19 protein-coding genes and 1 pseudogene are annotated in these 22,831 nt (G+C 60.9%); 4 read left to right on the forward strand and 16 right to left on the reverse strand.

The features are described from left to right. Nucleotides 1–77 precede the first annotated feature (77 nt). From QRX41_RS01045 to QRX41_RS01085, 9 genes and pseudogenes are all read right to left on the reverse strand, one after another. On the reverse strand, nt 78–890 hold the full coding sequence (locus QRX41_RS01045; RefSeq protein WP_313838167.1) for an amino acid ABC transporter ATP-binding protein: 813 nt from the start codon (nt 888–890) through the stop codon (nt 78–80). A 16-nt stretch (nt 891–906) separates the two neighbouring features. Continuing rightward, complete coding sequence (locus QRX41_RS01050; RefSeq protein ID WP_045924718.1) at nt 907–1,881, reverse strand: amino acid ABC transporter permease; 975 nt, start codon at nt 1,879–1,881, stop codon at nt 907–909. Between the two features lie 109 nt (nt 1,882–1,990). Beyond that, nucleotides 1,991–2,929, reverse strand: coding sequence for an ABC transporter substrate-binding protein (locus QRX41_RS01055; protein ID WP_313838169.1), 939 nt, complete (start codon nt 2,927–2,929; stop codon nt 1,991–1,993). Nucleotides 2,930–3,207: 278 nt separating this feature from the next. Beyond that, nucleotides 3,208–3,684, reverse strand: a complete 477-nt coding sequence (smpB, locus tag QRX41_RS01060) for an SsrA-binding protein SmpB (protein ID WP_313838171.1) — start codon at nt 3,682–3,684, stop codon at nt 3,208–3,210. Nucleotides 3,685–3,776: 92 nt separating this feature from the next. Continuing rightward, on the reverse strand, nt 3,777–5,165 hold the full coding sequence (locus QRX41_RS01065) for a CHAP domain-containing protein (RefSeq protein ID WP_313838173.1): 1,389 nt from the start codon (nt 5,163–5,165) through the stop codon (nt 3,777–3,779). Between the two features lie 87 nt (nt 5,166–5,252). After that, complete coding sequence (ftsX, locus tag QRX41_RS01070; protein ID WP_045924722.1) at nt 5,253–6,176, reverse strand: permease-like cell division protein FtsX; 924 nt, start codon at nt 6,174–6,176, stop codon at nt 5,253–5,255. 766 nt (nt 6,177–6,942) lie between these two features. Further along, nucleotides 6,943–7,978: pseudogene (ftsE, locus tag QRX41_RS01075) on the reverse strand (cell division ATP-binding protein FtsE); the annotation flags it as partial. A gap of 97 nt (nt 7,979–8,075) precedes the next feature. Beyond that, nucleotides 8,076–9,209: a peptide chain release factor 2 gene (gene prfB / locus QRX41_RS01080; protein ID WP_313838175.1), complete on the reverse strand. Its 1,134-nt coding sequence runs from the start codon at nt 9,207–9,209 to the stop codon at nt 8,076–8,078. 105 nt (nt 9,210–9,314) lie between these two features. After that, a complete protein-coding gene (locus tag QRX41_RS01085) occupies nt 9,315–9,446 on the reverse strand; it encodes a hypothetical protein (RefSeq protein WP_255297770.1) in 132 nt (43 codons plus the stop codon). A 146-nt stretch (nt 9,447–9,592) separates the two neighbouring features. Here QRX41_RS01085 and dapD point away from each other — a divergent pair, with 146 nt between their 5' ends. Beyond that, nucleotides 9,593–10,552 (forward strand): 2,3,4,5-tetrahydropyridine-2,6-dicarboxylate N-succinyltransferase, encoded by a 960-nt coding sequence (dapD, locus tag QRX41_RS01090; protein WP_313835736.1) that lies wholly within the window; start codon nt 9,593–9,595, stop codon nt 10,550–10,552. Nucleotides 10,553–10,571: 19 nt separating this feature from the next. Here the strand turns inward: dapD and QRX41_RS01095 are convergent, their stop codons facing one another. The 3 genes from QRX41_RS01095 to QRX41_RS01105 all read right to left on the reverse strand — a co-directional run bounded on the left by QRX41_RS01095 (nt 10,572) and on the right by QRX41_RS01105 (nt 13,790). Next, nucleotides 10,572–11,861, reverse strand: a complete 1,290-nt coding sequence (locus tag QRX41_RS01095; RefSeq protein ID WP_313838691.1) for a citrate synthase — start codon at nt 11,859–11,861, stop codon at nt 10,572–10,574. Nucleotides 11,862–12,211: 350 nt separating this feature from the next. Beyond that, nucleotides 12,212–12,988: a type I methionyl aminopeptidase gene (gene map, locus QRX41_RS01100; protein WP_029678693.1), complete on the reverse strand. Its 777-nt coding sequence runs from the start codon at nt 12,986–12,988 to the stop codon at nt 12,212–12,214. A 103-nt stretch (nt 12,989–13,091) separates the two neighbouring features. Next, a complete protein-coding gene (locus QRX41_RS01105) occupies nt 13,092–13,790 on the reverse strand; it encodes an HdeD family acid-resistance protein (RefSeq protein WP_313838176.1) in 699 nt (232 codons plus the stop codon). A gap of 176 nt (nt 13,791–13,966) precedes the next feature. Between QRX41_RS01105 and QRX41_RS01110 the strand changes: the two genes are divergently transcribed. Then, nucleotides 13,967–16,060: a M13 family metallopeptidase gene (locus tag QRX41_RS01110; RefSeq protein ID WP_313838177.1), complete on the forward strand. Its 2,094-nt coding sequence runs from the start codon at nt 13,967–13,969 to the stop codon at nt 16,058–16,060. Nucleotides 16,061–16,182: 122 nt separating this feature from the next. Here the strand turns inward: QRX41_RS01110 and QRX41_RS01115 are convergent, their stop codons facing one another. Further along, nucleotides 16,183–16,692, reverse strand: a complete 510-nt coding sequence (locus QRX41_RS01115; RefSeq protein ID WP_313838179.1) for a single-stranded DNA-binding protein — start codon at nt 16,690–16,692, stop codon at nt 16,183–16,185. 370 nt (nt 16,693–17,062) lie between these two features. Here QRX41_RS01115 and QRX41_RS01120 point away from each other — a divergent pair, with 370 nt between their 5' ends. Then, nucleotides 17,063–17,917, forward strand: coding sequence for an exodeoxyribonuclease III (locus QRX41_RS01120; RefSeq protein WP_313838180.1), 855 nt, complete (start codon nt 17,063–17,065; stop codon nt 17,915–17,917). Between the two features lie 130 nt (nt 17,918–18,047). Here QRX41_RS01120 and QRX41_RS01125 read toward each other — a convergent pair whose 3' ends face one another. Next, on the reverse strand, nt 18,048–19,862 hold the full coding sequence (locus tag QRX41_RS01125; protein ID WP_313838181.1) for a proline--tRNA ligase: 1,815 nt from the start codon (nt 19,860–19,862) through the stop codon (nt 18,048–18,050). A gap of 220 nt (nt 19,863–20,082) precedes the next feature. Between QRX41_RS01125 and QRX41_RS01130 the strand changes: the two genes are divergently transcribed. After that, a complete protein-coding gene (locus QRX41_RS01130) occupies nt 20,083–20,553 on the forward strand; it encodes a GNAT family N-acetyltransferase (protein ID WP_052692845.1) in 471 nt (156 codons plus the stop codon). A gap of 45 nt (nt 20,554–20,598) precedes the next feature. Here QRX41_RS01130 and QRX41_RS01135 read toward each other — a convergent pair whose 3' ends face one another. Together QRX41_RS01135 and orn are read right to left on the reverse strand one after the other, a co-directional pair. Further along, entirely contained in the window at nt 20,599–22,005 is a 1,407-nt protein-coding gene (locus tag QRX41_RS01135) for a PIF1 family DEAD/DEAH box helicase (RefSeq protein ID WP_313838183.1), read from the reverse strand. Nucleotides 22,006–22,045: 40 nt separating this feature from the next. After that, nucleotides 22,046–22,747 (reverse strand): oligoribonuclease, encoded by a 702-nt coding sequence (gene orn, locus QRX41_RS01140; protein ID WP_045924731.1) that lies wholly within the window; start codon nt 22,745–22,747, stop codon nt 22,046–22,048. Between the last annotated feature and the right edge of the window lie 84 nt (nt 22,748–22,831).

Raw genomic sequence — 22,831 nt, forward strand, 5'->3', positions numbered from 1 at the left:
GGAGTTCCGCCGTCGCCTGTCCGGAAGGCTTCTTGCCGGAATTTCTACAACCTGGACAGGGCCTGAGCCTGCTGAGCCTAGAGTACGGTATGCAAGAATTCAGCGAACCTCTCGGAGTGCGGATGGTCGATGATGTCAGGGCCTCCCTGCTCCACCACGACTCCCTGATCCATGAAGACGATCTGCTCGGCCACCTCGCGGGCGAAGCCCATCTCATGGGTGACCACCACCATGGTCATGCCCTGTTGGGCAACCTGCCTCATGACCCCCAAAACCTCTCCCACCAGCTCAGGATCCAGGGCTGAGGTGGGCTCGTCGAAGAGCATGATGTCGGGGTGCATGGCCAGGGCTCGCGCGATAGCCACACGCTGCTGCTGACCGCCGGAGAGCTGGGCAGGATAATAGTCCATCCTGTCCTCCAGCCCTACACGTTCCAGCTGGGCCTGAGCCTCCTGGCGGGCTTCGGCCTTGGGAACCCGGCCCACATGGACCGGCGCTTCCATGACGTTCTCCAAGGCAGTCATGTGGGGGAAGAGGTTGAAACGCTGGAAGACCATGCCGATCTTGGATCGCTGCCTGGCAATAGCCTTGTCATCCAGGGTCTGCAGCACAGAACCTTTGCCGGTATTGATTTTCCTGTATCCCGTCAGCTCGCCATCCACATAGATTTCGCCTGCTGTGCGGGTCTCCAGCTGGTTGATCAGCCGCAGCAGCGTTGACTTGCCTGAGCCGGAAGGCCCCAGGACGGCCGTAACCGTGCCGGGCATGACTTCCAGGTTGATCCCCCGCAGTACATGCTGGTCGCCGAATACCTTGTGCACATTCCTGATGACGATAGCCGGATTCTTATTGACTTGCCCATTTTTCCTGGTCTGCCTGTCCTCGTCCATGATTTTCCTCCTGCGCTCAGGCGTTCAGCCCGGCCATCATGACCTTGTTGACCTTGTCAGTTTCCTGACGGGTCTGCGGGTCCTCGCCATCCTTGCCGTCCTTGGCCCCTGATCCGGCCAGGGGTCGCGAGTCGAAGCCCTTGCCGTAGTGCTTCTCCAGCTGGGCCTGAATGACCATCAGAACGGAGGTGATGACCAGGTACCAGATGCAGGCCACGATCAACAGCGGGATGGTCTTGTAGATGCGGTTGGCGATGGCGTTGGTGGCGAACTGGAGCTCCAGGGTGAAGGGCACGGCAAGGGCCAGGGATGTGGTCTTCAACATGCCGATGGTTTCATTGCCGGTAGGCGGCACGATGATGCGCATGGCCTGAGGCAGGACGATCCGTCGCATGATCATGGAGGGCGGCATGCCCAGAGCCTTGGCGGCCTCCTCCTGGCCGGGGTCCACAGCCTCGATGCCGGCGCGGACGATTTCGGAAAGGTAGGCAGCCTCGTTCAGTCCAAGCCCCAGAACCGTCGCCACGGTGGCGTTGAGCACGGTCTTGGTGTCGATGCTCCAGAACTCCGGCCCGAAGGGGATGCCTATGGCCAGCTTGGGAATCAGCACGGAGAGCAGGCCCCAGAAGACCAGCTGGGTATATACAGGAGTGCCGCGGAAGAACCAGATGAAGAACCAGCTGACCCAACGCAGGACCGGATTGGACGACTTGCGCATGACCGCCAGGATGATGGCCAGGATTGTGGCCAGAACCATGGCGTAGACGGTCAGCAGAAGGGTCCACTTGATGCCGTCCAGGACATGCTCGTTGAAGAGATACTTCCAGACCGTGGGCCAATCAAAGTTGGGATTGGTCACCATGCCATGGATCAGCATGGCCACGAAAACGGCCACGATGACGGCGGCCACGATCGGCCCCGGCTTGCGCACCGGCCTGGCCTCTATTCTGCCGGGGATCTGAATCTGGTCCGTCCCCTTCTTGGTATGCATCTCCTGCTTCCTTCCGCACCGCTGAACTTATTCAGGCCCAGCCTAACCAGCCGGGCCAACCGCTAGGCGCAGTCCGGTTGTTGAGCCGGCCCGCGCCTAGAGGCCTGTCTCAGTCAGAGACCGCAGGGTTGATCTCCGCCTTTTCGACTGCCCCGCTCTGGACGCCCCAGTTCTTGAGGATCTTGGCATAGGTGCCGTCGTCGATCAGCTTCTGGAGCGCCGCCTGGGTGGCCTCAGCCATGCCGCTGCCCTTCTTCAGAGCGGCGCCTTGCAGGACGATGTCGGTATCCTTGCCCAGCTTCTCCAGCTGACCGTCGGTCTGCTTGATGGCATATCCGGTCACCTGGGAGTCGGCGTAGAAGACGTCGATCTTTCCGTTGACCACCGCTGTGGCGGCATCGGTCTGCTGCTTGTAGGACTGCACATCCACCGGCTTCTTGCCCTTGGCCTTGCACTCGGCCGAAATCTTGTCGGTCGCCTGCTGCTCTTCGATGGTGCCTGTCTGCACACCGACCTTGACGCCGCAGATGTCGTCAGGATTGATCTTGTTGGGGTTGCCTTTTTTGACTGCAAAGGCCGTGCCTGCCTTGAAGGTGGTGACGAAGTCAACCGACTGCATCCGCTCCTTGGTGATGGTGAAGCTGGAGATGCCCGCGTCGTACTTGCTGCCGATAGCCGGGATGATGGTATCGAAGGAAGCGCTGACCATCTCCCCCTTGAGCCCCATCACCTTGGCAATGGCGTTGGACAGGTCGACGTCATAGCCGATCGGCGTCTTTCCGTCCTCATCCATGAATTCACCCGGAGCATACGAGGTCTCCATGCCCACAGTCAGCTTGCCGTCCTTGGAAACCGACTCGGGCACCTTGGCCGCGATGTCCGGATCCTTTTTGATGCCACTGACGTCAAAAGCCGCCGGATGGGAACTTGTTGTGGACTTGCCCGATGCACTGTTGCTGTCCGCCTCGTCGGTGGTTCCGCAGGCCCCGAGGGAGGCCAGCAGGGTGACACTCAGAGCCGCCGCCAGCACCGCCTTGATCTTGCCCATGTCTCTTCTCCTCTTCCGGACCGCCCGAGGCGACCCTCCGTATCCCTTGATCGACATGCACTATTATGCACACATTTGTATTTTTATGCATCCAGCTGATTGTTGATCATCGATTGCAGTTTGTTCTGCAGGGCAGATTTTGGCTCCAGCTCAAGCTTCAGAAGCTTATAGAACACTGCCAATCGTCTTAGCTCCGGGCGTGTCGATCTGCATAGTGCAAGGAAATATCAGGAGGCAGCCGGCCTATCCGAGAATCAGAAAGTGCATCAGCAGGTGTCTCAGCCCCGACGGTTCCGGTAGCGCATGGCCCTTTGGGCCTCGCGGCGGTCCTGCTCCTCCCGCAGGGACTGACGCTTGTCATACTCGCGCTTGCCTCTTGCCACGGCGATCTCCACCTTGACTCTGCCATCCTTGAAATACAGGCTCAGGGGGACAATGGTGTAGCCCTTGGCCTGAATCTGCCGCTCCAGGCGAATGATCTGCCTGGCATGCAGAAGCAGCTTGCGCTTGCGCTTGGGGGCATGGTTATTCCAGGTGCCATTGAGGTATTCAGGGATATTGGCGTTCTCCAGCCAGACCTCGTGCCTCCGGTCGATGCTGACAAACGACTCGGCCAGGGAAGCCCGCCCCTCACGCAGTGACTTGACCTCAGTCCCGGTCAGAGCTATGCCGGCCTCGTACCGATCCTCAATCTGGTAGTCATGACGAGCCCTGCGATTCTGGGCGATCATGGTTGTGCCGGTTTCCTTAGCCATAATATCCTCCTCTGGATCGCGCCAAGGAGGCTACCTGGCACTCCGGACAGCGATAGTAACGTTCCAAGCGGCGGACCTGGCCCGCAACGGCATCAGTAATGAACGTATTGGTAGTTGCCGGCCCCATAGACCGTCTCATAAGTCGGGAAGGAGGCGAAGCCGGTGCCTCCTTCGGAGATGAGCACCGATCCATCTGCATTGACCCGCTCGACCACAGCCACATGGCCATAGGTCCAGTCAGCGTTCCAATTTGTAACTCGCTGGCCGCGGGCGAAGACCATGGCAGCACCGACATGGGGGGTGTTGTTGACCAAATAGCCAAGGCCACGTGCCTTGCCGGCCCACTCAGCCCCGTTGCCCATATAGGATCCCACAGGCAGGGAGAGCTGCGAGCGGCGGATGTAGGCCCAGAGCGTGCACTGACGGGCAGGATAAGCGCTGCCGCCCACCGAGTTGCCGGTGGGATGGCCGTAGCAGAACCCAGAACCCTCAGGACAGCTGCCAGGCACCCCGTAATTCATGCCGGAGGCACCTCCACCGCCCCCGTTGCTCGGCGGAGCCGGCTGCGGAGCCGGCGATGGTGCGGAGCCACCACCGCCGATCTGCTGGGCGCCGCCGGCATGAGGATCGGCCCCGCCGCCGGCATTGCCAGTGTTGAGGGAATCGATCATAGACTCGGTGGCCACAATATCAGCGGCCTCACGGGCCGATTGCGTGGTCAGGGCGGCCTTCTGCCCCTCCAGCTGCTTGCGTGCTGCAGTTCCCTGGTCGCGCAAGGCCTGCAGACTGTCCTGCTTGGCTTGCGCCGCGGCTGCTGCCTGCTGGGCCGCTGCCTGCTGCTGGTCGGCCTTGGCCTTCAAGGTGCTGATCTGCTCCTCGATGGCCTCGAGGCGCTGCTTGCGATTCATGGACGAATTGAGGGTGTTGGCGGCATCATTGGCCGTGTTGGCCTCGGATCGGGTCACGGCTGCATCGGACTGCATCTTGTCCACAAAGTCCTTGGTGCTGGAGGACTTGGTCACCACGTCCATGACCTGTGAGGCCTCAGAGCCGTGGAAGCTCTTTCTCGCCATCTGCGCCACACCGGCCTTGGCATCGTCATAGTCGATGCCGGTCTGACGGATCTTGGCCTCCAGGTCGGCACGATCCTTGCGGGCCGCTTGCAGTCTGTCGTTGGTGGCCTGAACAAGACTGTCGGCCTGCTCGGCCTGCTGCTGAGCTTCGACAGCGCTCTGCTGGGCCGCCGGGATCTGGTTGGCAGTCAGATCGTTGAGGCTGAGAATCTGGTCGGCCAGCTCGCTGTTGACACCCGCCAGCTTGCTCTTGAGAGCCTCATGGCTCTGCACCTTCTGCTGATAGCTACTCCAATCGGCCCGGGCCGGTGCAGGGGCCACTGTCAGCCCCAGGATCCCACCGCCCAGCATCATGGCCAACGACCCCACCAGGCCGCAGATGGCTTCCAAGTGCTTCGTACGATTCATGGTCAAGTCCTCACTATCACTTATCCATGCTAGTCATCATTATGGCAGAGTTCGGGCCCATAAGGACAATCGGCCCGTCGCTGCGGATCAGGTCCTCAAATACCGCCGCAGGGAGATGGAAGAAGCCAATGCGGACAGAAGCATGGCCCCCAGGATAAGCGCCGGGGCCATGAGCAGGACCGTGGACTGGTCCACGTAGGGCATCCACTGGACCGTCCGGGCCAGCCAATCCGTGATGAAAAGCTTGACGATGGCGCTCAGAGCGCCGACAGCCAGAAGAGATCCCAGCAAGGACGCCACCACGCCCTCCAGGATGAAAGGCAGTCGTATGGTCCAGTTGGAGGCTCCCACCAGTCTCATGATCTCGGTCTCGTTGCGACGCGAGGCTGCGCTCATCCTGATGGTGGTGCCAGTCAGCAGGATGGCTACGATCACCATGACTACAGCCAGGACCAGGGTGACTGCCGTAGCCCTGTTGAGGATCTTGAAGACAGGGTCGAATATCTGACGCTGGTCGGACACCTCCTCTACGCCGTCGCGTCCGGACAGCACCTCGGAGACCACCTGGTACTTGGTTGGATCCTTGAGTTTGAGACGCAGGGAGGCCTGCATGTCCGCTGCGGTCATGGTCCTTCCCTCGTATGTGCCGTTGGGGTACTGCTTGAGGAAGGTGTTTTTGAAGAAGTCCTCCCTGCTCTGGTAGGTGATTTTTGCCACAGAGTCGCGCAGCTCGGTATTGATGGTGTTCTCCAGCTTGACGATCTCGGCGTTGGTGGGCGCCTTGCCGGTCGCGCAGGATGCCGCCTGGCTGGCGCCGTCCGGGCATAGCCAGACCACCACCTCTACTTGGTCGTACCAGTCCCCCTTGGCCTTGCTGATCTGGGCCTGCATGAGTCCCGATGCGCCGATGAAGAGGAAGGAGATGAACGTGACCAGCATGACCGAGAGGATCATGGAACCGTTGCGCCGCAGGTTGTCCCAGGTGCTGGAAAGGATGAACCGCAGTCTCATCGTGCCGCCTTCTTCTTGTCATGATGCTCATCCCGAGCCTGTGCGCCGCTCTTTTGCTGGGGCTTCCTGGCCGCCTTGGGGGCTTCAGGGGGAGCAGGCGGGGCCGGCGGGGCCCCCATGGACTCGGCATCGTAAGACTCAACATCATGATCTATTTCATTCGTCGAGTCCTTTTTACCGGTCCTGCTCTTGCCGGAGGATTCTTTTGAGGATTGCGCGCCATCCTGCTTCATTCGGACCGTAGCCTGACCGGATTCGCCGGTCGGTTGGGCTGGGCTGGAGACATTGGGCCTCTTGAACTGTTGTTCACGATCAGCAGCCTCAGCCGAGGATTCCTTCAACGGTTGGCGGTTTTTGACTTTGTCATCTTTCTTGGGCCCGCCTTGACCATGGTCATGATTGTGATCGTCATGCGCTAGACCCTTGCGGTCACGACCTGGGTTCCTATCCTGCTCTCGACTGCCCGCATCTTCGGGCCGCGGAGCAGCTTCCGAACCACGAGCGGACTTCCGAGACTTCCTGGAGGCTGCAGGTTCTGCGGGTTCTGCTTGGGGACGATTCCCGGATTCGGCGTGATCGGTTCCTGCCTTGCGCTGGTCTTTGTCACCGGAACCTTCGCTCGACTGACCCGGTCGATCCTGGCTGCCCTGAGACACCGGTGCAGGTCTGCGGAATCGTTCGTCAGAATCGGAATCGGCCTTCCGATCGGGCTGCCTCGCAGAGGCTTCTTCATGCTGACTGGAATCTTCCTGCGCAGACTCAAGACTGCCCAGGCCCTTCCCCCAGGTCAGGGTGTCCTCGACCGAGGTGAAGACCTGCCCATAACGTCCTGTCCTCCCCGAATGCATGGACTTGGCCAGCCGTGCGATTCCCTCATCGCCATACTGACCCTGGTCGACGGCCTGTGCCGCCGCCTGGACCACCTGCTTGGCCCCCTTGGTTCCATCCGCGATGGGTTCGGTAGCCGAGCTATTCCCATCCTGCACGACAACCTGCACCGGACGGCGCCCTCCAACACCAACCTCACGAGCACGGTCCAGGGCATCGCCGTCGGCGGGATCCCCGATGGCATGATGGGAGCGCGCCGCAACCTCGGCATCGGGGAAGAAGCGCGAAGAATCGTAGGAGCCGTGGGCCTCGTCGCGCATGATCCGACCCGTATGCAGCTCCACCACCCGCTTGCGCATGGAGTTGACGATCTCCTCGTTGTGGGTGGCCATGACCACAGTGGTGCCGGTCCGGTTGATGGCATCCAGAACCTCCATAATGCCCAGGGAGGTTGTGGGATCTAGATTGCCTGTGGGCTCGTCAGCCAGCAGGATTTCCGGATTATTGACGTAGGCACGGGCCAAAGCCACCCTTTGCGCCTCGCCGCCGGAAAGCTCATGGGGGTAGTTTTGCTCCTTGCCCGTCAGCCCCACGGTCTTGAGCACCTGAGGAACCAGAGTCTTGATGGTGGATCGACGTGCGCCGATGACTTCCAGCGTGAAGGCCACGTTCTGCCATACAGTCTTGTTGTTGAGCAGCTTGTAATCCTGGAACACAAAGCCGATGGAGCGCCGATATCCTGGAATCTCACGGTTGCGCAGGCGTCGCAGATCGTTGCCGGCCACGCGGATCTCCCCCTCGGTGGCCTCCTCCTCGCGCAGAAGCAGACGAAGCAGGGTGGTCTTGCCCGACCCGCTGGCGCCCACAAGGAAGACAAAATCCCCACGATCGACATCCAGGTTGATGTCATCCAAGGCGGGACGGGACCCCTTGGGGTAGATCTTGGTCACGTCCTTGAGCGAAATCAACGCCATTGACTCTCCGTTCCTCGGTATTCCCCTACAGAGGCTATCAAGAAGACCGACACTACACACTCATGAAACACCGACCCGGATGAGGCCGAGCGCAGGTTTATTTGCTGGCTTCCTCCTCACGGGCCTGAACCCGCTGCTGATGCCGCCAGCGGATGCCGGCCTCTATGAAGGCATCGATGTTGCCGTCGAAAACGCCCTGGGTATCAGAGGTCTCGTATCCGGTGCGCAGATCCTTGACCATCTGGTAGGGATGCAGGACGTATGAGCGCATCTGATCACCCCAGCTGGCTTTGATGTCGCCGGCTAGCTCCTTCTTCTTCTTGGCCTCCTCTTCGTGCCGCAGAACCAGCAGCCGGGACTGCAGAACGGCCATAGCAGCCGCACGGTTCTGAATCTGGCTGCGCTCATCCTGCATGGTGACCACGATGTTGGTCGGCAAATGGGTAATACGCACGGCCGAATAGGTCGTGTTGACACCCTGGCCGCCTGGGCCGGAGGAGCAGTAGGTATCCACTCGGATATCCGAATCGGGGATGTCGATGTGGTCGGTTGGCTCCACCAGGGGGATGACCTCGACGGCGGCGAAAGAGGTCTGCCGTCGGCCCTGGTTGTCAAAGGGCGAGATCCGCACCAGACGATGGGTGCCGCCCTCCACTGAAAGCCGACCGTATGCATAGGGGGCGTCCACCTGGAAGGTGGCCGACTTGATGCCGGCCTCCTCCGCGTAAGAGGTGTCCATGACCTTGGTGGAGAAGCCGTGCCGCTCAGCCCACCTCATGTACATGCGCAGGAGCATCTGGGCCCAATCGGCCGCATCCACCCCGCCTGCTCCTGAGCGGATGGTGACCACAGCGGCGCGCTCATCGTACTCTCCGTCCAGCAGGGTCTGAATTTCCATATCGTCGAGATCGGACCTCAAAGAGTCGATCTCCTTGCGCGCCTCCACCAATGTGTCCTGATCGTGCTCCTCCTGGCCCAGCTCCTGCAGAGCTTGTACATCGTCCAGCCGAGAGGAGGCGGACTCCAGATGCCTGAGCTGGGATTGCAGAGCAGAGAGCCTGCTGGTCACCTTCTGAGCATTCTCCTGGTCGTCCCAAAGTCCAGGCGCGCTGGCCTGACGCTCCAGATCAGCAATCCGGGAGCGCAGACCCTCCGGATCCAGCGCCTTGGAAATCGTCTCGTACTTGGCCTTGGCCTGTTCCAATGCCTGAGCAAAATCCATCTCTGCCATACCGTCTCACCGCTTTCCAGACCGGCTCCGCACGAGTCGGCCTCTGTCTTCATTCCCATTTGCCTGCCTGTGACGGCCGGATTCCCGCCGACCGGACGGGCCGGGTCAAAGGCCGCTGAAGATGGCGGGAATGACAAGACTGGCCAGCAAAGCCACGGCAATGACCAGGCAGACCGCCCTGGCTGTGTTGCGGCGCCGACGTTCCCGGCGCTCACGCTCATGACTGTAGGCACTCATAGTTGATAATTTTACCTATCGGCTGGGACCTGGCTGGCGACCATCCAGACCCGACTGTCGGACGGACCGTCTCTGTTTGAGCGTCGACCGGTTTATCCTGTAAGACAGCTTATGCCAATACGAGAGCACCGCCTGAAGGAGGAACGATGAGCACAGCACGCACCGCATGGGGTTGGGGCCTGGCCAGCCAGGACGAGCAGGGCCGGACCCTGGACGTCTGGTACCCCAAGGCCGAGATCTCGACGCCGCCGACCCCGGCAAGCCGTCCCAACCACGGCTTTGGCGACCAAGTCAACAGCCAGCCGGACGCCCGCGGCATCCGAAAGGTTCCGGTCTTCACTGTGGCCGATCTGGATGGCCCGATAGCCAATGCAGCCGATGCCTATCTGCGGCTTCATCTGCTCAGCATGCGGCTGGCTCCTCCCAACAGCATGAACCTGGACGGGATCTTCGAACAGCTCAACACGGTGGTCTGGACCAACTACGGACCCTTTGCCGTTGAGGACTTCGCCCTGCGCAGGTCAGCGGTCATGGCTGCAGCCAGCCGGTCCATGCCGGGCATCCCGGTGACACAAGTAACGGTGCTGAGCGTGGACAAATTCCCCCGCATGGTGGATTATGTGGTTCCCGAGGGAGTGCGCATCGGCAACGCCGACCGGATTCGGCTCGGCGCTCATCTGGCGCCGGGAACGACGGTCATGCATGAGGGCTTCGTCAATTTCAACGCTGGAACTCTGGGCCACTCCATGGTCGAAGGACGGATCTCCCAGGGAGTCGTGGTCGGCGACGGTTCGGACATCGGCGGCGGAGCCTCCATCATGGGCACCCTGTCCGGCGGAGGCCGCCATCGGGTCTCCATCGGTCAGCACTCCTTGCTGGGAGCCAACGCCGGCATCGGCATCTCCCTGGGCGACGACTGCGTGGTTGAAGCCGGGCTCTACGTCACCGCTGGCACCAAGATCGGCCTGGGCGACCAGGAGGTCAAGGGGGCGGAACTCAGCGGACGGGATCATCTGCTCTTCATCCGCGACTCCCGCACGGGCCAGGTCAGAGCCCTGCCCCGCAAGAAGGGGATCGAGCTGAACGAGCGGCTGCACGCCAACTGAACCCAGGCAGCCATAGGATTCAGCGCTGCTCTATGGGCAGGTAGTCACGCGGCCCCTGACCGGTATAGACCTGCCGGGGTCTACCGATTTTCGTGTCAGGATCGTCCAGCATTTCCCGGTACTGGGCGATCCATCCGGGGATGCGACCCAAGGCGAAGAGCGTGGTGAACATCTCCGGGTCGAAGCCGATGGCGCGGTAGATGAGCCCGGTGTAAAAATCCACGTTGGGATAGAGGTGCCGCTCGACGAAGTAGTCGTCATGCAGGGCCAGGTCCTCCAGCTCCAGGGCCACGTCGAAGAGCTCTGCGTCCTCGGCGTTCCTATCCTGGTAGGGCTCGTCCATGAGCTTGTAGAGCCACTGCTTGGCTATTGCCGCGCGCGGGTCATAGGACTTATAGACCCGGTGGCCTAGACCCGCGATTTTCCGCCCCTCGTTCTTGGCCTGGTCCACATAGCCTCGCACGCCCAGACCGGAATCCCGTATGTTCTTCAGCTGGCGCAGCACGGCCTCGTTGGCTCCGCCGTGCAGGGGGCCTGACAGGGTATTGATGCCGGCGGCCACCGCAGAATACAGATTGGCCCGGGCCGATCCGGCAATCCTAACCACTGAGGTGGAGCAGTTCTGCTCATGGTCGGCATGGATGATCAGGAGCTTGTCCAAGGCTTGCACCTTGAGAGGATCGGCCTGATAAGGCTGGTAGGGCATGGCGAAGCTCATCCGCAGGAAGTCCTCCACATAGCCCCAGGTCCTGTCCGGGTAAAGCAGGGGCTGGTCGCGGCGACGACGGTGGATTAGAGAGACGATGGTGCGCACCTTGGCCATGATGATGGCGCTGGCCTCCTCCAGCTGATCAGGATCATCAACATTGCAGGTGTCGGGGTGAAAGCCTGCAAGGGCGTTGACCGCCGCGGCCAGCACACTCATGGGATGAGCCTGGCGGGGGAAGGATGAGAGCAGATGGCGGAAGTCCTCCCCTACGACCGTGTAACCCAGGACATGGCTGCGGAACTGCTGGTACTGCTCGGCATCAGGCAGCTCGCCATGGGACAGCAGCCAGGCCACTTCGAGGAAATTGGACTGCGCGCACAAGTCCTCTATGGCATAGCCCCTATAGCGCAGTATGGATCGCTTGCCGTCAATGAAGGTTATTCCCGAAACGCACTGAGCTGTGGTCTGGAAGCCGGGATCGAGCGTGACCCAGCCATCGTTGCGCAGGGAGGAGACCAGAATGCCGTCGGGCCCCTCGGTGGCGCGGACCAATGGCAGATCAACCTGGTCGGAACCGATGGACAACCGTGCTGTAGACACCACGCACCTCCTGTCAATCAACCAGTGAGGTGCCAGTGAGAGTCGACGGCCATGCCGGATCAGGCTACCGGCACCTGTACCGGCGTGGAATTGCCGACATGCTAACAGAAACAATCACGACTTCGATTACCGGCTTGTAACCGCAAGCAGGAATCCGCCGCCTCCACCAACGATGCGCAGGTCCAAGCCAGTGCCGTCTTCGCTCCCGCAGCAGCTTGCCGGCACAAGGCCAATGAAGCAAGTGCAGGTGTCCAACAGGGTCGGCATCAAAAAGGGATCCAAGAGCATCCACATTGTGGACATTCCTAGATCCCTTATAGTGCTGATTCGGCCTCGGACAGCCTTCTGGCTCAGTCCCTGGTCGTCAGGATGACAGGTCCCTGCTCGGTGATGGCGATGGTGTGCTCGCTGTGGGCGCCGCGCGATCCATCTGCAGAACGCAGGGTCCACCCATCCTTGGGATCCTGGTAAATCTGATCGGTGGTCGCTAGGAACCAAGGCTCAATGGCGATGACCAGACCCGGGCGCAGCTTGTAGCCGTGATGGGGAGTGCCGTCGTTTGGCACATGGGGATCACCATGCATGATCCGCCCTACCCCGTGTCCGCCGAACTCCAGGTTGACGCTGTATCCGTTTTCATGGGCAACCTCACCGACTGCAGCAGAGATGTCGCCTAGGCGGTTACCTGGCTGAGCCTGGGCGATGCCGGCCTTCAGGGCCTCTTCGGTGGTCCGAATCAGCCGCAGATCCTCCGGATCGGCATGCTCGCCCACAACAAAGCTGATGGCCGAGTCGCCTACCCAGCCGTCCACGTTGATGGCCAGATCGAGGGAGAGCAGGTCGCCGTCCTTGAGGTTGTAGTCATAAGGCACCCCGTGCAGGACGGCATCGTTGACGGATAGGCAGATGTAATGGGCGAAGGGTCCGGTGCCGAAATCAGGCGCATAATCCACATAACAGGAAGTGGCTCCCTTGCGGGAGTTGATCCTGTCCTTGACGTAGTCGTCCAGCTCCAGGAGGTTGACCCCAGGCTTGCTCATGGCCTTGAGCTCCTTGAGGATGCTGCCGACAAACCTGCCCGCCGGCTTCATCTGTTCGATCTCCTGCTTGGTTTTGAGCTCGATCATCCTCTGCGTCCTTTCATGATTGGTGCCCGCGGGTGCCGCCCCTCAGGATCCTGCCCAAGTACTACCTCTCAGTATTATCGGGTCACTCGGACGAGTCCGGCTCTCAGTTCCGGCCGAAGGTGAAGGCCCTGATAATGGAGACGACTCCCAGCACCAGAAGAGCGCACCCGCTGAAGATAACCAGGAAGATGACGGAGCTCAACGGGTAGATCATGACGATGACCCCGGCGATGATGGAGACGATGCCGGAAAAGATGGCCCAGCCTGAATGCGGGAGCCCCCAGGAGGCGGCCAGGCTCATCACGCCCTCCATGATCCAGCTGATGCCCACAATGATGGTGACCAGCAGCGTCAGCGCTGAAGCGGACAGGGCCGTGTTCCTGACGATAACGATGCCGCCGACGGCGATCAGAGCGCCAAAGAGGACACCCAGCACCCGCCAACCGCCGGGAAGTCCCCTGGACACAATGGATGTGGCCAGACGGACCACGCCGGAGATGATGAAGTAGATGCCCAGCACCACAGTCACGGCTATCAGGGTCTTGTCCGGCCTGAGCAGTAAGGCCAGACCCAGGATGACTCCAATCACGCCCATGACACCCATGATGACGCGGATGGCCCGCAAAGTTCTGAATCCCAGATCCTCGGCGATCATGGAGAAAGGATCCATGCGTGGCGGGCGCCCCTGATAGCCGGGGTATTGCCCATACTGACCATGATTATTCTGGTATTGGCCGCTATTCTGCCCAGAATCCTGACCGCCGTACTGGTTGGGCTGACCGCCCTGCATGGGATCCGTCATACCGTCCTCTTTCGCTCGCTCAGGGCGGCTGATGGGCCGCCCTGTTACCGTCTTCCAAGTGTAAATCACCAACAGAGGCAATCGTGGCTTTTCCCTTCGGCGGATGATTCGTCGATCCGCCGATTTCCGGTGGCCACAGGGCATGGCATGTCACCAAAGATGGCTAGGCTTGTACCATGGCACAATCTACAGAATCCACGACCTCCTCCGGACTTGACCCGGCCTCCTTCTCTTCGGTCATTCGCCCTCAGGACGATCTTTTCCGCTTCGTCAACGGCCCCTGGATCGACACCTACAGTCTGCCCGAGGACCGCTCCCGGTTCGGCTCCTTCGACAAGCTTGCCGAGGATGCCGAAGCACAGATCCATGAAATCCTTGAGGATCCGGAATCCCCGGCCGTCAAGTCGGCCCTGCTCTATCGCAGCTTCCTGGACACCGATGCCATCGAGGCTGCGGGAATGGAACCCATCCGCTCCGACCTGCAGGCCATTGATGCTGCACCCGACAAGAAGGCATTGACCAGCCTGCTCGGCCAGCTCAATCCGACTGGCGGCCCCGACCTGTTCGGCATCGCCATCTATGGCGATCCGGGCAACGCTGGCGTCAACGTGGCTCACATGGAGCAGGCCGGGCTTGGGCTCCCCGACGAGGCCTACTACCGGGAGAAGAGCTACGCTCCAGTCCGCCAGGCCTACACCGACATGGTCGCCTCACTGCTCAGGCTCTCCGGCTACGCCGACGACCAGGAGGAAGCCCACAGGCAGGCGGAGTCTTTCCTTGAGATCGAGACCCGCATAGCGGCACGCCACTGGGACAATGTATCCACACGAGATGAGGATCGCACCTACAATCCCACCACCCTAAAAGACTTGGAGTCAACGCTTGCCGATTTCGATCTGCACACTTGGATCGAGTCCTGGCAGAGGGCCTATGCCTCCAGCCCGGTCGCCAATCTGCAACCAGTCGATCTGAACGCAGCCCTGTCCAGGACCATCGTGCATGAACCCTCCTTCCTGCAGGGGTTGAACGAGCTATGGAAGACCAGCGACCTGGATGACCTTAAGCTCTGGGCCCGCGTACACACTCTGATCGAGTGGGCAGGTCTGCTCAGCAGCGACTTCGATCAGGCCAGGTTCGACTTTTACGGCAAGGTCCTTTCAGGCACGACCAAGATGCGTGACCGCTGGAAGCGAGCCGTCTCCCTGGTCAACGGCATTTGCGGCGAGGAGGTCGGACGAGAATATGTGCGCCGGCACTTCCCTGCTTCCAGCAAGGTTCGTATGGAAGCCTTGGTCAAAGACCTGATCGACGCCTACCGGGTCTCCATCACCTCCAGCGACTGGCTAGGCGAACAGACCAAGGTCAAGGCACTGGCCAAGCTGGACAAATTCTCGCCCAAGATCGGCTACACCGAGCACTGGCGCGACTATACGGCCCTGGCTGTGGACGAAAAGCTGGGCCTGGTCGACAACGTACGGAGGGCCAACCTCTACGAGTCCGGTTACCAGTTCGGCAAGGCCGGCCAGCCTGTGGACAAGGAAGAGTGGCTGATGAATCCTCAGACGGTCAACGCCTACTACGAGCCCACCCTGAACGTCATCGTCTTCCCCGCAGCAATCCTGCAGCCGCCCTTCTTCAACCCGGAAGCCGATGATGCGGTCAACTACGGAGGCATCGGGTCGGTCATCGGCCACGAGATCGGTCACGGATTCGACGACCAGGGCTCCAAGTACGACGGCGACGGACGTCTGCAGGACTGGTGGACCCCGCAGGACCGTGAAAACTTCGAGCAGCGGACCAAGGCGCTCATCGAGCAGTACAACGGGTTCGTCCCCCAACAGCTTGCCGAGAAGTACGCCGACAAGCCCGGGCAGGCACCTCATGTCAATGGGTCGCTGACCATCGGCGAGAACATCGGAGACCTGGGAGGCGTCAACATCGCCATCAAGGCCTATGCCCTCTCCTTGCAGAAGCGGCGGGGCGGCACAGCCGGGACAGACGATGCGGCCATGGACCAGGCGCTGGCCTCGGCTCCGGTCATGGACGGCTACACCGGCCTGCAGCGGTTCTTCCTCTCTTATGCCTCCATCTGGAGGACCAAGAACAGGGATCAGTTGGCCGAACAGTATCTGCAGATCGATCCCCACTCCCCTGCTGAATTCCGCACCAACGGCATCGTCAGGAATGTGGATCGCTTCTATCAGGCCTTCGGGGTCACCGCCGAGGACGGCATGTGGCTGGAACCCGCCGCACGGGTCAGGATCTGGTAAACCAGCTCGATTGAGATCGTTGGCTGTTTGACGGTTTCAATCAGCCTGCTGATCAAGGTGGGAGGCCGACGGGAGTCAGTCGGCCTCCCACCTTCGTCTTGCTCGGCCAAAACAACCTTTGCTCATCCGACATTGGAAGCCTCCACCGATGTCCGCTCGGCTGCAGATGATGCAGATGATGCTGAGGCAGTTTCGGGCGGCGATGATGTCAGCGGAGTGGTCCAAGGATCCGGACCGGCAGCCCCCTCATCAACGGGCCCAGCACCTGATTGGATCTTGGTGAAGGTGTCCTGTCCCCTGGCCAGGTCGTGACCGATGCCATCGGCCACCAAGACCAGGCTGTTGTGCGATTGACCCTCACTAGTCCATTCCTCCGTCACCAAGGATCCGGATACGATGACCGGATCGCCCTTGTGCAGACAGGCCAGGGCATTAACCGCCAGAGTCCTGAAAGCCTTGACCGTCAGCCAGGTGGTGGATTTTCGTTTCCACACCCCAGCTGAGGCATCGTAATAGGCCGGGGTAGAGCCCAGCCTGAAGGAGCAGACCGGTGTGGCGCCCGGCTGTCCCAGACGGGCTGGCTGGGTCCCCATAAAGCCGAAGACGGTCGTTTTTATTTCGTTGATGGACATATCGGAACCTCTCTGTCGATGGTATGAATCCGACGCTGTAAACCTGTCGGTCTATCACTAATTGCGCGGCGGTGAAGCCATCCGACGGAGAATCCCTAGCCAGAGCGCGGATAATCGGAGCGGGGGAAGGGACTGGCCCCAGCCAGGAACCCTCCGTCGAACGGTGAATCCATCCTGCCTCCGCCTGCGTCCCCGCACCCGACCTGCTGGCCATTGTGGTCGAACGGGCTCGGCCTTGTTCCCGTGGTGGACAAGCCACCCCATGGCTGGGTTCCGAATGCCCCCGTCACCGCCCCGAACCATTGAGCATCGGTCCTGGGCTAAACTGTGAGAGCAGATACATCGGCACGGTTTGGAAGGACCCGCAGTCATGGTTCACACGCTGGTCAGTTGGAACATCGATTCGCTCAACGCCGCCCTGTTGGGCAAGAGCAGCCGCAGCGCCCTCTCCCTGAAGGTGGTAGAGACCATCCGGGATCTGGACCCTGATGTCGTAGCCATCCAGGAAACCAAACTCAACGGTGACCAGAAGAAATCCGCAGGCATCCTTAAGGCGCTCATGCGCTACTTCCCCGATTACCAGGAGGTGGACCGCCGCTCCGAGCCCCCGGCCCGCACAGGCTACGCAGGCACGCTCATGCTCTACCGCAAGAGCCTGCCGGAGCCTACCGTAACCCGCCCCCGCATCGGCGCTCCGGACACCATGGACGACGAGGGCCGCATGCTCACTCTGGAGTTCCCGGACTGCTTCGTCACCACGGTCTACACCCCCAATTCCGGATCGGGACTGGTCAGGCTCAAACCACGTGGCGTCTGGGACAATTGCTACCGCCGCTACCTGCAGGGGCTGGATGCCCGCAAGCCGGTCCTGGCCTGTGGCGACTTCAACGTGGCCCACGAGGAGATTGACATCGCCAACCCCGGTTCCAACCATCACTCAGCCGGCTTCACCGACCAGGAGCGCGAGAAGTTCGGCCTTCTGCTGGATGCGGGCTTCACCGACACCTTCCGAAAGATCCATGGCGATGCCGCCGGCTTCTACGACGATCACCGCAGCGTCTACACTTGGTTCGCCCAGCGGGCCCCAAAGAGCAAGATCAACAACTCCGGCTGGCGCATCGACTACTGGCTGACCTCCAACCGGATCGCTGGCCAAGTCAGCACCAGCGAACCGGTGGACACCGGCGAGCGCCAGGATCATCTGCCCATTCTGCTGCGCATCTGACCTGATAGATTCCTGAACCCAAACCGATACAACCAGAAGGGTGGGGTCTTGGTCGCATACATCATGACGTGACCAAGACCCCACCCTTCTGTATCAGTTGCGATAAGCAACTATATGAGTGCGGCATAACCTACTGCAGGGCGCCTATCCTATCCACGATTACCTGATCGGCCTGATCGGCAGGAACTGCCTGCACATCCGAGCCGTCGCGGTTGCGGATCTCGATGGTGCCGTTGGCGATGGTGTCCCGACCGGCAATGGCGACCAGGGGCACCCCGATCAGCTCTGCATCTTTGAACTTGACCCCGGGAGACACCTTGGGCCGGTCGTCATAGATGACTTCAACGCCACGGTCCTCCAAGTCGGCGACCAGTTTCTCGGCGGCATCGAAGGCCTCCTGCTTCTTGCCGGTGGCCACCACATGGACCATAGCAGGGGCGACAGCCTTGGGCCAGGCCAGACCCTTGTCATCGTGATGCATCTCGGCGATGCAGGCCAGCACACGGGAGATGCCGATGCCGTAGCAGCCCATCCAGACCGGCACAGCCTTGCCGTTATGGTCCAGGACCTTCAAACCCAATGCGTCAGAGTATTTCAGCCCAAGCTGGAAGACCTGGCCAATCTCCACGCCACGTTCGAAGCTGAGCGGCCCCGATCCGTCAGGGCTCATATCCCCGTGACGGACTTCGGCGGCTTCCACCACACCGTCGGCTTGGAAGTCACGCCCATAGACTGCATTGGCCAGGTGCACGCCTTCGGCATCAGCACCAGTCACCCAGGCTGAGCCAGGGGCCACATGGGCGTCGAGGAAGTAGCGAATATGAGCGGCGGACTCAGTGTCCGAACGCTGAGGGCCCAGAACACGGGGTCCAATGTATCCCTTGACCAGCTCGGGGTGGGCAGCAAGGTCAGCCTCGCTGGCCTCCTCGATCTCGGCCGGGGCGAACTGGGCTTCCAAGCGCTTCATGTCCACCTGACGGTCTCCCGGCAGGCCAACGGCCACCAGCTCACGCCAGCCCTCGGGGTGGTCATCGTCCGCAGGGCGCTTGACGGCCACAACCAGGTTCTTCAGAGTATCGGCAGCAGTCCAGTCCCGGCCGTCCTCACGAGGATGCAGCTGGTTGAACCGCTCCACCAGAGTGTCGATGGTGGTCGAGTCGGGAGTGTCCAGCTCCTGCATGGCCGGGGTCGCAGTGTAATCGATGGGATCGGGACGCGGGGTGGTCAGCGCCTCCACGTTCCATGCCTTCCCCGAGGGAGCCAGGGCAAAGGTGTCCTCGCCTATGGGCAGCGGAGCCAGGAATTCCTCCGATTCGGATCCTCCCATGGGTCCGGAGACCGCGTGGACGATCACGTAATTGACGCCCAGACGCTTGAAGATTCGCTCGTAGGCGCTGCGCTCATCCTGGTAGGCCTTCTGCAGCCCCTCCTTGTCCACGGTGAAGGAGTAAGCGTCCTTCATGATGAACTCGCGACCCCTGATCAGCCCGGCACGGGGACGGAACTCGTCGCGGTACTTGGTCTGGATCTGGTAGAGAACCACGGGCAGGTCCTTGTATGAGGAGTACATGTCCTTGACCAAAAGGGTGAACATTTCCTCATGGGTGGGGGCCAGCAGATAATCGGCGCCATGCCTGTCCTGGAGGCGGAAGAGATTCTCCCCGTACTCCTCCCAGCGGTGGGTGGCCTCGTAGGGCTCGCGAGGCAACAGGGCCGGGAAGTGAACCTCCTGGGCGCCAATGCCGTTGATCTCCTCCCGGACGACGGCCTGGACCTTGTCAAGGACTTTCAGACCCAGCGGCAGCCAGGTGAAGATGCCGGGGGCCACCTTGCGGACATAGCCGGCCCGCTGCAGGAGTTTGGCCGAGTCCACATCGGCGTCGGCCGGATCCTCTCTGAGGGTTCGCAGAAAGAGGGTTGACATGCGCATGGCTTTGGTTCTCATACCTCCCAAAGATATGCGCGCAAAGGGACAAGCAGCTGCAGGGGAATCTATATGACGATTCGCGCAACCAGGCCCGAAACCAAACAGCATATGCAGGTGAAAGTCGGTAAATTCATAACCGGGCATCTATCCAGCTCTAAGTCCCTCCATTGGGACAGCCAAGATATAGTGGTTGTATATCGAACAGGTTTTCTGATTTACAAGGACAAGGCGGGCACCTATGTCATCAGAGCCGGGTGTGACCATCCAGACCTTTACCAACCTCGACGCAGAGCACATGACGCTCCTCCTAGAGGCCGATCCCTCAGAACGGATAATCCATGACGTTTTCGCCCATTCCTGCGCCTACGAAATCCGAGTGGGACAAACTCTGGCCGGTGTCATGCTGCTTGCCAGACCGAACACGGATACCTTGGAAATTACCAACATCAGTGTGGACCGCGCTTTACGCAGACTGGGAGTCGGAAGCCGATTAATAGACCGAGCCAAGATGGAGACCGTCAGACTGGGCCTGAGAAGGCTGGAAGTCGGGACCGGATCCACCAGTTTTGGAGCCCTTTGCTTCTACCAGACATGCGGGTTTCGCATGGACCGCATTGAACGGGATTATTTTGTCAATCGCTACGCGCATCCCATTGTCGAGAACGGAATCACCCTGAGAGACATGGTCCGCCTGTCATGGCATCTCTAGCGACCCTAATAACCACACCAGGCCAAGACCAATAAGGGCCACCCTTCAGAAAAGCTGGTCCTGGCTGAATTCGTCTTCTGGCTCCTGACCGACTGCGCGCTTGGTGAAGGACTCGGGACCTTCATCCTTCAGACGGGCGCAGGCCGCCTTGGACTCGGCCCTCAAACCTGCATCCAGAACGACGGCATCGGGAGAGACCAGGAAGGCATGCTCATTGATGCCCGTCAGGTAGAGCCCATCCAGACTTTCCACACGCGAGAGGGCCACGTAGCCCATCCCTGGCGCGAAGGTCCGTCTCAGGTCCATGACTGCCCTATCCAGGGTCATCCCCTGGGACTTGTGGATGGTGATCCCCCAGGCGCAACGAAGGGGAACCTGATTGACGGAGGCCAAGACCGTGTCTCCATCCATGGTCTCCCAGGCGGCCGGTTTCATGGTGACCACGTTGCCGTTCAGGAAGGAGACGATCGGCCATCCCCCCTTGGCCGAGCTGGTGAATCCGCTGACGGTGCCGATGGATCCGTTGACATATTGATGGTCCTGGTCATTGCGCAAGGCCATGACCGCGGCTCCGGTCTTCAGGGCCAGATCCTCGGGGGCCAGCATGTTCTTCTTCAGCCGTTCCACTAGCCTGGCCTCACCTCGGGATGTGGCCTGGTAATGGTGAGCCTCTTCGTCGATGGAGGCCAGGCGCTGGTCGTTGAGCGTGTCGGCCTGCTTGTTGACCGGAAAGAGGTGAACCGCCACCTGGCCGGGGGCGGGCACTGCGCCGACACGGGCGGCCAGGACCTCATGGTCCTCCTGGGTGACGCCACCCTCTCTGATGTCAGTCAGGACGGTCAAGAGCTGGCCATCGTCCTGGCGGTGCTGCTCGGTCAGGTAACAGATGACCGGGTCCAGGTCCTGCCAGACCAGTGATTCGGTGACGAACCCATCCGGGTCCTTGCCGGCCTGGGCATAGCGTTCCCGGGCAGCCTGCAATTCAGGGCTGGGCAGTATTCCTGCAGCTCGGTTGGATCGCGTCACCGGCGGCAGCTGGAAGAAGTCCCCGGAAAGGACCACCTGGATCCCTCCGAAGGGTTCAGGGCTGTGGCGAACGGCCCGGCAGGCCTGGTCCACCATGTCGAAGAGCCAGGCGTGCATCATGGAAACCTCGTCGATGACCAGGATGTCGGTGCCCTCGATCTGTCTGCGACGGCGGGTCTTGATCCGTTTCAGGAGCGATTCGGTCATGCAGGTGGCGATGCCTACTCCGCTCCAGGAGTGGATGGTCTGGCCGTTGATGTGCGTGGCGGCGATGCCGGTCGAGGCGGTCACCGCCACCACCGCCCCGGCCTGACGGGCCTGGGCGACGAACTCGTTGAGCACAAAGGTCTTGCCTGACCCGGGGGCGCCCGTGATGAAGGCATTGGCCCCCGCACTCAATATGGTCAAGGCTTCGGATTGCTGCATGTCTCCATGGTGCCACGTCAGAGGTACATGGCCATGCCTGTCAGTAGTCGGTCTTCTCAGGCTTGTTGGCGTCCTCGACCGGATTGCCGGACTCTTCGTAATGACGCAGCAGGCTGGTCTGCTCGATCTGTTCCGCCCCGGCCTTGGACTGCGCCTGGTCAGGTCCGGGAGCCGGAAGGAAGAACATGGAGCGGTAGTAGCGCAGTTCGTCCATGGACTCGATGATGTCGGCCAGGGCCCTGTGGCCGCCATGCTTGGCCGGCTTGTTCTTGTAGACGTCCGGGTACCAGCGGCGGGACAGCTCCTTGAGGGTGCTCACGTCGATGACCCGGTAGTGCAGAAGATCCATCAGTTCAGGCATGTACCTGTCGAGGAACTTCTTGTCGGAGCCCACGGAGTTGCCTGCCAGATGAGCCTTGCCGTTCTTGGGCAGGAAGGGCTTGACGTACTCGATCACCTGACGCTGGGCCTCCTCAAGATCCAGGCCGGTCTTCATCTCCTCGATCAGGCCGGAGGAGGTGTGCATCTTCCTGACGAAGTCTCCCATATGGTCCAGGGCCGCCTGGGAGGGCTTGATGACCAGGTCGATGCCCTTGTCCAGGACCTTCATGTTGAAGTCGGTAGGCACCACGGAGACCTCGCACAGCTCGTCATGGAAGATATCCAGACCGGTCATCTCGCAGTCAATCCAGATCATGCGGGATTCCTCCGCAGAGAAAGTCAGATCATTGTTATCGCTCATCTGTACGCCTTTCAGATCCGGGTCGCGCACCGGATCGCTTCTTCCGCCGTCTTGAACGGAACATTACAAGATACCGCCAGCACG

The organism is Bifidobacterium kimbladii (assembly GCF_032193675.1).
GTDB lineage: Bacteria > Actinomycetota > Actinomycetes > Actinomycetales > Bifidobacteriaceae > Bombiscardovia > Bombiscardovia kimbladii.